Annotated in this window: 11 protein-coding genes; 5 read left to right on the top strand and 6 right to left on the bottom strand. The window is 37.6% G+C overall.

The features are described from left to right. Positions 1–29 precede the first annotated feature (29 nt). The 3 genes from rpoZ to ACWPWK_RS08930 all read right to left on the bottom strand — a co-directional run bounded on the left by rpoZ (position 30) and on the right by ACWPWK_RS08930 (position 1,905). A complete protein-coding gene (gene rpoZ / locus ACWPWK_RS08940; RefSeq protein ID WP_006534607.1) occupies positions 30–305 on the bottom strand; it encodes a DNA-directed RNA polymerase subunit omega in 276 nt (91 codons plus the stop codon). Between the two features lie 54 nt (positions 306–359). Beyond that, positions 360–983 (bottom strand): guanylate kinase, encoded by a 624-nt coding sequence (gene gmk, locus ACWPWK_RS08935; RefSeq protein WP_006534608.1) that lies wholly within the window; start codon positions 981–983, stop codon positions 360–362. 304 nt (positions 984–1,287) lie between these two features. Then, positions 1,288–1,905, bottom strand: a complete 618-nt coding sequence (locus ACWPWK_RS08930; protein WP_088494339.1) for a trimeric intracellular cation channel family protein — start codon at positions 1,903–1,905, stop codon at positions 1,288–1,290. A 136-nt stretch (positions 1,906–2,041) separates the two neighbouring features. Here ACWPWK_RS08930 and ACWPWK_RS08925 point away from each other — a divergent pair, with 136 nt between their 5' ends. The 3 genes from ACWPWK_RS08925 (at position 2,042) to ACWPWK_RS08915 (ending at position 4,861) form a co-directional block, all read left to right on the top strand. Then, on the top strand, positions 2,042–3,328 hold the full coding sequence (locus ACWPWK_RS08925) for a DUF3748 domain-containing protein (protein WP_109374332.1): 1,287 nt from the start codon (positions 2,042–2,044) through the stop codon (positions 3,326–3,328). 299 nt (positions 3,329–3,627) lie between these two features. Beyond that, on the top strand, positions 3,628–4,431 hold the full coding sequence (locus ACWPWK_RS08920; RefSeq protein ID WP_454209237.1) for an endonuclease/exonuclease/phosphatase family protein: 804 nt from the start codon (positions 3,628–3,630) through the stop codon (positions 4,429–4,431). Further along, entirely contained in the window at positions 4,421–4,861 is a 441-nt protein-coding gene (locus tag ACWPWK_RS08915) for a hypothetical protein (protein ID WP_109374330.1), read from the top strand. Before ACWPWK_RS08920 ends, ACWPWK_RS08915 begins: the two co-directional genes overlap by 11 nt. A 56-nt stretch (positions 4,862–4,917) precedes the next feature. Here the strand turns inward: ACWPWK_RS08915 and glyS are convergent, their stop codons facing one another. Then, positions 4,918–6,990, bottom strand: coding sequence for a glycine--tRNA ligase subunit beta (gene glyS, locus ACWPWK_RS08910; protein WP_109374329.1), 2,073 nt, complete (start codon positions 6,988–6,990; stop codon positions 4,918–4,920). Between the two features lie 9 nt (positions 6,991–6,999). Further along, positions 7,000–7,905 carry a glycine--tRNA ligase subunit alpha gene (glyQ, locus tag ACWPWK_RS08905; RefSeq protein WP_004246832.1) on the bottom strand — a complete coding sequence of 302 codons (906 nt, stop codon included), beginning with the start codon at positions 7,903–7,905 and terminating at the stop codon, positions 7,000–7,002. 238 nt (positions 7,906–8,143) lie between these two features. On the opposite strand from glyQ, the gene ACWPWK_RS08900 reads away from it, so the two are divergent. Further along, entirely contained in the window at positions 8,144–8,728 is a 585-nt protein-coding gene (locus tag ACWPWK_RS08900) for a DNA-3-methyladenine glycosylase I (RefSeq protein WP_109374328.1), read from the top strand. Between the two features lie 170 nt (positions 8,729–8,898). Continuing rightward, complete coding sequence (locus tag ACWPWK_RS08895; protein WP_109374327.1) at positions 8,899–10,158, top strand: valine--pyruvate transaminase; 1,260 nt, start codon at positions 8,899–8,901, stop codon at positions 10,156–10,158. Between the two features lie 265 nt (positions 10,159–10,423). Here ACWPWK_RS08895 and ACWPWK_RS08890 read toward each other — a convergent pair whose 3' ends face one another. Beyond that, positions 10,424–12,082, bottom strand: coding sequence for a putative transporter (locus tag ACWPWK_RS08890; protein ID WP_109374326.1), 1,659 nt, complete (start codon positions 12,080–12,082; stop codon positions 10,424–10,426). Positions 12,083–12,311 lie beyond the last annotated feature (229 nt).

Genomic DNA, 12,311 nt, shown 5'->3' with positions numbered 1-12,311 from the left:
GGCAGACCTACCCCTATTTTATAAAACGATTAACGACGACCTTCCGCAATCGCTGAAACAGCTTGTAATTCTGCTGCTTCTTGCTCTTGCTGCTCTTGACGTTCACGAGCATCAAGAATTTTACCGTTAATCAGGCCTTCTTCGATTTCACGTAGCGCGACAACAGTCATTTTATCATTTTCTTCTGGAACTAAAGGATCTTTAGCGCCAACTTGTAACTGACGCGCACGACGTGCTGCGACCAGAACGAGGTCAAAACGGTTACCAATTTTCTCTACAGCGTCTTGAACGGTTACGCGTGCCATATTTGTGTTACTCCACCATTAACGAAATGACTGGGCATAATACTGAAAGTTAACTCAGTCTGCCAATAATTTGCTGATTAAATCACCATGTCGTAGCGTTTGACGATCAAGGCGTAATTTTTCTGAACGAATAATTGATTGTAAATCAGCAAGCGCGGTATTGAAATCATCATTAATCAGCAAATAATCATACTCATTAAAATGTTCCATTTCCGATACAGCTTGTGACATACGTTTTGTAATCACTTCTTCGCTATCTTGCCCACGTCCACGAAGTCGGCGGTAAAGCTCTTCTTTTGACGGTGGCAGAATAAAAATACTGCGAGCTTCAGGCATCGCTTTACGCACTTGCTGTGCGCCTTGCCAGTCAATATCTAAAAAGACATCGACACCACTGGCTAAGATTTCTTTGATAACTTTGCCGGAAGTTCCGTAATAATTACCAAAAACACAAGCATGTTCGAGGAAATCCCCGCTGTCTATCATGCTTTTAAATTCTTCTTCAGTAACAAAGAAGTAATGTTCACCATGGCTCTCTCCCGGTCGCATTGGGCGGGTTGTATGAGAGACAGAAACCTGCGTGTCATATAAAGGCTGTGTTTTTAACAGCGCTTGAATAAGACTTGATTTACCCGCACCGCTTGGAGCGGAAACAATATAAAGTGTTCCTTGGATCATGATGACTTTCTGAATTTGACTGGAGAATTAAGTATAAATACATGTTTAGGGAGCAAATCCCCTATATAGTATACACATACAATGAATGACATACAGTGCCCATGTTTAATACAGGGCCATTTTTTTCTTATTACATTCTATTTTCTTATATAGAAACAAGAGAAAAATTAAACTATGTCAATATTAACATACAATTAAAGGCTCAGTGATAGGAATTACCTTTTATCACAATAGCGAAAAGAGATTATATTTTGAGATACCCCACAGAATCAAAAAGAACCGCTGTCGTTAAAACAGCGATTCGTTAATCTTGATTCTCGTAATTAAAGACAGGTAAGCCCAATTTATAACGAATAGCGAGAAGTCGAGCTGTTAACCCAGCAATTAGGGTAATGATGATAATGACGTCTCTTGGTAACGGTGTATAAAACAGTAATCCCATATAAAGCCACGCAGCACCAAAAGCGATACCGGCATAAATCTCTTTTTGGAAAACCAGAGGAATGGTATTACAAAGCATATCTCTTAATACACCACCAAAAGCACCTGTAATCACCGCGGCAATAGCAGCAATAATTGGACCATAGTCCATATCGAGTGCGATTTGTGCGCCGATAATAGAGAAAACCATTAGGCCAATGGCATCTAAGATAAGAAAGAGTCGCTGTAAGTGTTTCATCATAGGTGCAACCCACATGGTGATAACAGCAGCACATGCAACAGTGACGATATATTCGGGGTGTTTTACCCAACCCAGCGGGTAATGGCCGAGTAGAATGTCTCTGACAGATCCACCACCAATAGCAGTTGCAGAGGCAATAATAATTACGCCAAAAACATCCATTTTACGACGACCAGCAGCGAGTGCACCCGTCATAGCTTCTGCTGTAATACCAATAATATAGAGAACACTAAGTAACATGATTTTCTAATTTTCTGACTATTTAGTGAGGATAGAATAATTACCTTGCGAAAAAGTCTCGACTGAATTTTTTTAGTGCCAGGTAAAATTAATTAGTTTTTATAATGTGGAAATTTATTTCCCGATAAGGATAAATATGTCTTTTCAGGAACATCAGATTACGTTTGATAGCCGTCATCATCAGCTAACTAATATAAATGTTTGGACGCCAGATAGCCAGTGGTTAGTCTATGATGTACGTCCCAATGGGGGATCTTTTACAGGTCTAACCATAGAAAAAATTCATGCGAAAACAAAACAGCAACAGATCATTTACACAGCAACACAAGGGGCACATGCAGGGGTTGCGACAGTAAGCCCAACAGAACCCGTACGTTATGCTTTTATTCATGGGCCAGAAAATCCAGATAATGAATGGCATTATGACTTTCATCATCGTCGTGGTGTGATTGTTGATGAGTCAGAAAATAATCGTGCATTTAATATTGATGCGTGTTCATTGACTTCACCTTATCAAGCGGGTGCATTGCGTGGCGGTACGCATGTTCATGTTTTTAGCCCTGATGGCACTCGTTTAAGTTTTACTTACAATGATCATATTATGCACGAACTTGGTGGCGAATATGATCAACGTAATGTGGCTGTCGCTGTACCTCTCAAAGCGGTTAATGTCACCAAGAAACACCCTCGTGAATATGATGGTGAATACTTCTGTACAGTGATAAGCCAAACCGTGGCGCATCCACAAAAGGGAAGCGACGAAATTAATAAAGCTTATGAAGAGTGTTGGATTGGTACTCAAGGTTATACAAAAGCGGATGGTTCACAACAACGTTGGGCTATTGCATTTATCGGCGATACCGTGAGTGAAAATGGTGATAAAGTTTCTGATATTTTCTTAGTGGATTTACCTGATGATAATCATGCTTTTAGTATTGAAGGTGATAAACCACTAGCAGGAACCGACACAACAATGCCAGCAGTGGCTAAAGATATTTACCAAGTTCGCCTAACAAATACAGCAAATAGAAAATATGCAGGTGTTTTAAATCAGCCTCGTCACTGGTTAAGAAGCTCGCCACAAGGCGATGCGATTGCTTTTTTAATGAAAGATGATAACGGTATTGTGCAGTTATATACTGTTTCGCCAAGTACTAAGGAAGTGAAACAAATCACCTCACAACCATGGGATATTCAGTCTGCCTTTACGTGGAATAGTAACGGACAATATCTCACCTTTATTTGTGATAATAGCGTGATGCTATGTAATGCGAAAACGGGTGAGTTAACTCGATTAACAGAAAAAACAGCACAAGCACCGAGTAGTGACGCTGTCGTATTCTCTCCAAATGACCACTATATTGCATTTATGCGTGATGTTGACAGTTATCGTCAGATATTTACAGTAGAGACTGGGTTGTAAAACTTTACAATATATTGAGAAGGTATCTTAAATAATAAGATACCTTCGTATTTAATAAAAAACTAATAATTTAAACATGAATTAAAATATTTATTTGTTTTGATTTATTTTATTGTTTTTCCTATTTTTATTTGTTGTGCTAAGTTAATAAACTTTAGTGAGATAATAACTAGTAATATTTAAAAGTAATTTATTATTAATGGAATGATATATAAAATGGAATTGAATTTATGCTGGTGGAATATGGGATTATCTCCACCAATAAGATCAAGTAAGAAAATAAATATAGAAGATATTGGATTAGCAAAACAATATCTTGGGAAAATGATAAAAAAAGAGCACTGGATATAGTTGCACTTTGTGAGATTTCTAAAAAAGAAAACCTAGATTTTAAACAATTAGCATGTGAATTAAATATGGAATACATTGATTTATCAGGAAGAATAGGGCGTATATTTATTGATATATCTATAATGTATAAGATGAGTAAATTAGAGTTTATCTCAAGTAAATTTTTAACTAAGCTTCAACCTGATAATAGAACAATAAGAGTCGGTGTAAGTGTTGTATTTAAAGAGATTGAAAATCAAAAAATAATCACATTCTTTTTATCTCACTGGCCATCAGTACTCAGTGCTGATGATAAAATCAGACGTATAGCCGCCCAAGAGTTGAGGAATAGTATTGATAAGCTATTTGAAAACCAAGGGAAAGAGGCTCAAATTATTTGTATGGGAGATTATAATACAGAGCCTTATTCTGATTCGATGATTAATACATTATATGCAACGAGAGATTACCACATAATAAAAAAGAAAAGAGAGTTATTATTTAATCCATTTTGGTATCTTTTGTCTGATAAGAAAACAAATAATTTAGGTACGTATTATTATAATTCAGCTTCAATGAGTCGATGGTATGTTTTTGATCAAATGATCTTCTCTTCATCATTTTTATATGGAAAAGAAGATTGTTTTAAGTTAGATCTCGAGCAGATTGATTTTTATCGGATACTCAATGATGACAATCACTGCCTTGATGATATTTTCTTTAAAAAGTTTGATCATTATCCAATATTTTGTAGGATTTCACATGAACGATGAAAATAATTTTTTTGAAAAGATAAAGGCTTCATTGGATAGGGCATCATCTATCATTGATATAAAAAAACAAATAGAAAATAAAATGAGCATAGTTATCGAAAAACTAGAAATGATCACTAATAATAAAATTAAAATATTATTTAAAGATAATCATCATTATTGCCCTAAATTTATTAATAGTGAAAGGCTTATTTATATCGATAAAGTAAATGTAAGTGATGAGTCTGGTTTTATACTATTTGGTTATAGTTTTAGTAAAATTAATGGTTTTCCTATTGAAATAGAAACTGAAATGGAATCTTTTCATGCGGAAGATATCGATGATTTATTACATATTATTGTGAATATCATTGATAGAGAATCGATAAGAATTATGGAGCTTGTTCATCATCCCCTAAAAGATAATTCAAGTAAAAATAATGTGATTTGATAAAAAAACCGGCATTGTTTTCACAATGCCGGTTTACGTATTTTGAGCTTTACAACTTATTGTAAAACAGAAATATCTGCGACTTTTAAGAACAGTTCACGCAATTGACTTAACATGGTTAAACGGTTGATACGAATAGCCTCGTCTTCATCCATTACCATGACTTTATCAAAGAAGTTATTGACCACATCACGTAATGAGGCCAGTTCAACTAATGCTTCTTGATATTTGCGTTCTGCAAATAAAGGTGCCAATTTATCTTGTAATACAGAAAGATTAGCCGCTAATTGAACTTCTTCTGGTGCTTTTAAGACGGAAGCTAAAACGGTGTCATTCAGTTTTACATCAGCTGATTTAGCTAGGATATTAGAAACACGTTTATTGGCTTCTGCTAATGCAGAGGCTTCCTCTAATGTGCGGAAATAAGTTACTGCTTTAACACGAGCATTGAAGTCAGCAGGTTGTGTTGGACGACGTGCTAATACTGCTTGAATAGTGTCAATGCTGTAACCCAGTTCTTGATACCAAGAACGGAAACGACCTAACATAAATTCGACCACATCACTGACCACATTTTTATTAGTCAGTTTGTCACCGTAAAGGCGAACCGCTTCTTGAGTCAGCTCTTCAATATCTAACGGTAAATCTTGCTCAACGATAATACGTAAAACACCCAGTGATGCACGACGCAGAGCAAATGGGTCTTTATCTCCTTTAGGATGTTGACCAATACCGAAAATACCCGCAAGTGTATCCATCTTCTCTGCAATAGCGAGGGCGCTAGCAACAGGATTAGAAGGTAATTCATCACCCGCGAAACGAGGCTGATATTGTTCTTTCAATGCAACTGCGACTTCTTCGGCTTCACCATCATGACGCGCATAATGCATACCCATAACACCTTGGGTATCTGTGAATTCGAACACCATATTGGTCATTAAGTCACATTTTGACAGTAAACCTGCACGGGTTGCTTTATTAACATCAGCACCCATTTTGCCCGCAATAAAGCCAGCTAATGCTTGAATACGGTCAGTTTTATCACGCAGTGTGCCTAAATCTTTTTGGAATAATACGGTTTCAAGGCGTGGTAAGTTATCTTCTAAACGTTGTTTACGGTCAGTTTTAAAGAAGAACTCGGCATCAGCTAAGCGAGGACGTACCACTTTTTCGTTACCGCTAATGATCTGCTGTGGATCAGAAGATTCAATATTAGTGACGAAAATAAAGTTTGGTAATAATCCACCTTGTTTGTCATAAACAGGGAAGTATTTTTGGTCACCTTTCATGGTATAAACCAGTGCTTCAGCAGGGACTTCAAGGAATTTTTCCTCAAATTTTGCTGTTAACACAACCGGCCATTCAACCAATGAAGTGACTTCTTCGACTAAGCTATCGCTTAAATCTGCAATACCGCCAAGTTTTTCAGCCGCAAGGCGAGCGTCATGAAGAATAATTGATTTACGCGTTTCGTAATCAGCAATCACTTTTCCGCGCTCATACAGAATTTCAGGATATTGATCCGCATTATCAATAGTGAATTCAGCTTCACCCATAAAGCGGTGACCACGAATAACGCGATCGCTTTGGATACCTAAAATTTCACCATCAATAACAGTATCACCTAATAATAAGGTGACAGTATGAACAGGGCGTACAAAGTGAGTTTCTTTATTGCCCCAGCGCATTAATTTTGGAATTGGTAATTTTGATAACGCATTGCTTACCATGCCAATCAGTAATTGGTTAACCGCTTCACCTTTTACTTCTGCACGATAAAATAACCATTCGCCTTTATCTGTTGATAAGCGCTCTGCTTGATCAACAGTAATGCCATTACCTCTTGCCCAACCTTCAGCTGCTTTTGTTGGTTTACCATCAGCATCAAATGCTTGAGCAATCGCAGGACCACGTTTTTCAATGGTTCTATCTGCTTGTGATTTTGCCATATTGGCCACTTTAATGGCTAAACGGCGAGGAGCTGCAAACCAAGATACATCACCATGAGTGATATTTGCGTTATCCAGTTCAGCAGTAAAATTAGCAGCAAAAGATTCGGCTAAAGAACGAAGCGCTTTCGGCGGTAATTCTTCTGTGCCGATTTCCACGAGGAAAGTCTCAGTTGTCATGATAGCCTCTTACTTTTTACACATAGGGAAACCAAGCGCTTCACGAGAAGCATAATATGCTTCAGCAACTGCTTTGGTTAAAGTACGGATACGTAAAATATAACGCTGGCGTTCTGTCACAGAGATAGCTTTACGTGCATCCAATAAGTTAAAGGTGTGTCCTGCTTTTAAAATACGTTCATAGGCAGGTAAAGGCAGAGGTTTTTCTAACTCTAACAACTCACGAGCTTCTTTTTCATATTGCTCAAAGCAAGAAAACAGGAAGTCTACGTCTGCGTATTCAAAGTTATAGGTTGATTGCTCAACTTCGTTTTGATGATAGATATCACCATAAGTGGTTTTACCTAATGGGCCATCACACCAAACTAAGTCATAAACGCTATCAACACCTTGAATATACATGGCAAGACGTTCTAAACCGTAAGTGATTTCACCCGTAACAGGTTTGCACTCTAATCCACCAACTTGTTGGAAATAGGTAAACTGCGTTACTTCCATGCCGTTGAGCCAAACTTCCCAGCCTAAGCCCCAAGCACCTAAAGTTGGGTTTTCCCAGTTATCTTCAACAAAACGAATATCATGAATTGTTGGGTCTAAACCTAATTCTCTTAATGAGCCAAGATAAAGTTCCTGAATATTATCAGGTGATGGCTTAATGATAACTTGGAATTGGTAATAGTGCTGTAAGCGGTTAGGGTTTTCACCGTAACGTCCATCTGTTGGACGACGAGAAGGCTGTACATAAGCCGCAGCAATAGGCTCTGGACCTAATGCTCGTAAACAAGTCATTGGGTGCGATGTGCCTGCGCCCACTTCCATATCTAATGGTTGGACAATGGTACAGCCCTGGCGAGCCCAGTAATCCTGCAGTGTCAGGATAAGACCTTGAAAGGTTTTGGTATCAAACTTTTGCATGTTATATCCGCATGGCGATACATAGAATAAAAAGAAAGGTTTCAGTATACCTTCTAGACGAAAGATATACAGCAAGGAATGCGGGCAATTTTCCCTCGATCAAAAAAATAATCCCTTAATTGAGTTTATGACTATGCTCAAAGAATTAGATTGAATTTTTTTTCACCTATTTACATGTATATTTATACAGTATATAAAATGGTGCTATTAAAAGTTATTGGTAACAAGGAATGAAAAAATGAATAAGCGGCGTTGCGATTGGGTAACCAGTGATCCTGAATATTTGGCATATCATGATGAAGAATGGGGTAAACCTGAACGAGATAAGTACAAACTTTTTGAAATGATCTGCCTTGAAGGTCAACAAGCAGGGCTATCTTGGTATACCGTGCTTAAGAAAAGAGAAGGTTTTCGTCGTTGTTTTTTTGATTTTTCACCTGAAAAAATTGCCAAAATGACAGATAAGGATGTTGAGGCCTTATTGCAAAATCCCGCAATTATTCGTCATCAAGGAAAAATTAACGCCATTATTAATAACGCACGTATTTTTATGGCAATGGAAGAACAAGGTGAAGACTTTAGTCAGTTTATTTGGCAATTTATTGATAATAAACCCATTATTAATCAGTGGAACGATATTTCTCAGGTACCCGCATCAACTGACATCTCAGATAAAATGGCTAAAGCCTTAAAGAAAAAAGGCTTCAAATTTGTTGGCACAACAACTTGCTACGCTTTTATGCAAGCCGTTGGTATGGTAAATGACCATATTCTCTCTTGTTTTTGTCGCCAAGAAGAGAATAAAAACACCAATAAAAAGTAAAATATGAGTTGAGTTATCTTTAATTTGAGATGTAATTGGATTTATATTTCAATATTTTTATCTGTATTAATATTGTTGTTTTATGATTTCGATTATAACTATTGATGCAGATTAAAGCTCGCGGTATGGTGTTTCTTAACGAGAAAACAACATAGAAGATACCTGCAAAGATGACTCAACTATCACAATTTGGGCAAAAGTTTGCTCAGCATTCAGGCATTGCTCGCTTGATGCAAGACTTAAATGAAGGTATTCGCACACCTGGCGCAGTGATGCTCGGGGGGGGAAATCCTGCTCATATTCCTGAAATGGATAATTATTTTCGTCAATTACTTAAAGAGATGACAGAAAATGGCTCATTAAGTGATGCGGTTTGTAACTATGATGGCCCACAAGGTAAAGATGCCATGTTACAAGCGCTGGCGGCATGTTTAAAAGAGAAGCTAGGCTGGAATATTTCGGCGAAAAATATTGCACTAACTAATGGCAGCCAAAGTGCTTTTTTCTATCTGTTTAATTTATTAGGTGGTACAACCAAGGATGGGAAAAAACGTAAAATTCTTTTTCCAATCGCCCCTGAATACATTGGTTATACTGATTCTGGATTAGAAGAAGATCTGTTTGTTGCGAATAAGCCAACAATAGAAATGTTACCGAATGGGCAATTTAAATATCATGTTGATTTTGCTCATCTTGAAATCAGTGATGATATTGCGGCTATTTGTGTTTCAAGACCAACAAACCCAACGGGTAATGTTATTACAGATGACGAAGTTGAAAAGCTAGAGGCTTTAGCTAAACGGCACAATATCCCTCTGATTATAGATAATGCTTATGGTGTCCCTTTTCCGGGTATTATTTTTACTCAAGCAACACCTCGTTGGAATGACAACACTATCCTTTGTATGAGTCTATCTAAGTTAGGCTTACCAGGAGCGCGTTGTGGCATTATTATCGCCAGTGAAGAGCTGATTTCAGCCATTACAAATGTTAACGGCATTATTAGCCTCGCACCCGGTGGAATTGGGCCTGCAATGGCATTAGAAATGCTAAAACGCGATGATTTAATGCGGTTATCCCAAGACGTGATAGGGCCTTTTTATCATCAACGAGTACTTGAAACTATTCATATTATTCGCCGCTATTTACCTGAAGAACGTTGTCTTATTCATAAGCCTGAAGGTGCAATCTTTTTATGGCTTTGGTTTAAAGACTTACCTGTTTCTTGTGAAGAGCTTTATCGTCGTTTGAAAAAACGTGGCGTATTAATGGTGCCGGGACATTACTTCTTTCCGGGATTAGAAGATTCATGGGATCACGCTCATCAATGTATGCGAATGAATTACGTACCTGAGCCTGAATTGATTGAGAAAGGAATAAAAATTCTGGCTGAAGAAATCGAGAATATCTATCAGCCAGTGAATATCTAATAAAAATGCCCCTTCAGCGAGAAGAAGGGGCAAAGACAATAACGAGGACTTTTGAGCATAAGTTTGACGGAAAGAAATTGATTACTAAAAATTTAGCAATCCGTCTCAATCTAAATTTCTTAGCACGAGAGCTATTAAAACAGATATTTATAAAATCTATGGCTTAAATAAGAGCCATTCATTGCCTTAATTATCCCCCTGCTAAGCCAAATGTGGATTTTGATAACAAACTTGGCTCAACTATTTAATATATTTATTATTTTTACTACAAAGTCCATATGATAAGTGCCATCAATTGTGGTGTTATGATGCGTAAAAACATTGCTAAAGGGTAGACTGTGGCATAGGAAAGCGCGGCAGCTCCACTTGAGCTATGAATTGAGTTTGCGAAGGCTAATGCAGGGGGATCGGTCATTGAGCCTGCTAACATTCCGCAGAGACTTAAATAATTAAGCTTAAAGAAGACTCTGGCGATCACACCAACAATTAATAACGGTAATAACGTAATCAAAATACCGTAGCCAATCCAACTCAAGCCTTGACCATTAATGAGTGTTTCAACAAATTCACCGCCAGAGTTTAGCCCTACCACCGCAAGAAACATGACAATACCCAGTTCTCGCAATGCCAAGTTTGCACTTGGAGGCATAAACCAATAGAGCTTACCAAATGTACCAATACGCCCTAAAATTAAGGCAACGACAAGGGGACCACCAGCTAATCCCAGTTTAAGCGCCACAGGAATGCCGGGAATAAAAATAGGAATAGAGCCAAGTAAAACCCCTAAGCCGATACCAATAAAGACAGGGAGCATTTGAACTTGTTCTAATTTCTGACGAGCGTTACCTAACAGGACTGTAATAGCTTCAATAGATTCAGGACGTCCAACGACATTAAGAATATCCCCGAATTGCAACATACTATTATTGCTTGGAATAAGTTCGATACCTGCGCGGTTCAATCGAGTCACTACAACATCGTATTTTCTTTTCAGATCCAGATCTTTTAAACGCTTACTGAGTACAGAATCATTCGTTACAACGACCCGCACTGATTGCAGTAAATTTGTTGATGTTGAAAGTGAAGCATCGACCTCTTCACCAAGTACTAGGCGTACTTTATTGAGATCTTCTTTTGAACCCACAATATGCAGTAAATCTCCCAACTGAATAATCGTTGATGGCATAGGTACCATAATGTTATCTCCACGCTTTAAACGGGAGCAGACGATGGCGTCCTCATTGAGCAGAGGAATATCTTGCATTAATAAGCCATCTAAATTGGGATTTTTAATCGCAATATTAATGGTATGTAGTGCATCTTTAGTGCTGTGTTGTTGGTTGCTAAAAGCTTTTGCTTCTTCATCAATGTTGATTTTAAAGAACACACGAATAAGCCACATTACTAGCAGAATGCCACAGATCCCCATAGGATAAGCCATGGCATAGCCCATCCCCATTTGCCCCACAGATGTTGGGTCAACATGTAGATCTGTCAGTATTTGTTGTCCTGCACCTAAAGAAGGGGTGTTGGTAACAGCACCCGAGAAAATACCCAAAATAATAGGCAAAGGAACGTCAAATAGACGGTAAATAGACGCGGTTATGATTGAGCCAAGAAGAATAATTAATATGGCAAAGGCGTTTAGTTTTAAGCCCGAAACACGTAGTGAGGAAAAAAAACCAGGGCCGACTTGGATACCAATAGTATAAACGAAAAGAATAAGCCCAAATTCTTGAATAAAATGAAGGGTTTGTGCATTAAGAGATAAGTTATAGTGTTGAGCAAAGTGGCCAATAATAATTCCACCGAAAAGAACACCACCTATCCCTAGGCTGACCCGATAAATTTTGATATTGCCAATCCAAAGACCTAGAGCGCCTGCTAATGACAACATCACCATTGTTAATGCAATATCACTCATAAAAAAGATCCTGTACCCAAAAACAAAAATGAGAAAATTTGAGCTAAAACGATAAACCTATTTTGGCAAAAAACGATGAAAGTCGCTGTGTCTTATCGCACAGATTCAACATATATAGAGATCAAAAAAACAAGAAAGATAAATATAGAGTGAAAGTATTTATTTAAAATAATGAAGGTTGAATTTTAATATCATCGAAACATAATAATTAATAATATTATTATGCTTT

This window comes from Proteus sp. Marseille-Q3619, assembly GCF_965283115.1.
Note: the sequence above shows the minus strand (reverse complement) of the source record. Positions and strands in the feature narration are given on the sequence as shown.

Coding starts and splice junctions, on each gene's coding strand:
- rpoZ (WP_006534607.1), bottom strand. CDS start 305: ATGGCACGCGTAACCGTTCAAGACGCTGTAGAGAAAATTGGTAACCGT.
- gmk (WP_006534608.1), bottom strand. CDS start 983: ATGATCCAAGGAACACTTTATATTGTTTCCGCTCCAAGCGGTGCGGGT.
- ACWPWK_RS08930 (WP_088494339.1), bottom strand. CDS start 1,905: ATGTTACTTAGTGTTCTCTATATTATTGGTATTACAGCAGAAGCTATG.
- ACWPWK_RS08925 (WP_109374332.1), top strand. CDS start 2,042: ATGTCTTTTCAGGAACATCAGATTACGTTTGATAGCCGTCATCATCAG.
- ACWPWK_RS08915 (WP_109374330.1), top strand. CDS start 4,421: ATGAACGATGAAAATAATTTTTTTGAAAAGATAAAGGCTTCATTGGAT.
- glyS (WP_109374329.1), bottom strand. CDS start 6,990: ATGACAACTGAGACTTTCCTCGTGGAAATCGGCACAGAAGAATTACCG.
- glyQ (WP_004246832.1), bottom strand. CDS start 7,905: ATGCAAAAGTTTGATACCAAAACCTTTCAAGGTCTTATCCTGACACTG.
- ACWPWK_RS08900 (WP_109374328.1), top strand. CDS start 8,144: ATGAATAAGCGGCGTTGCGATTGGGTAACCAGTGATCCTGAATATTTG.
- ACWPWK_RS08895 (WP_109374327.1), top strand. CDS start 8,899: ATGACTCAACTATCACAATTTGGGCAAAAGTTTGCTCAGCATTCAGGC.
- ACWPWK_RS08890 (WP_109374326.1), bottom strand. CDS start 12,082: ATGAGTGATATTGCATTAACAATGGTGATGTTGTCATTAGCAGGCGCT.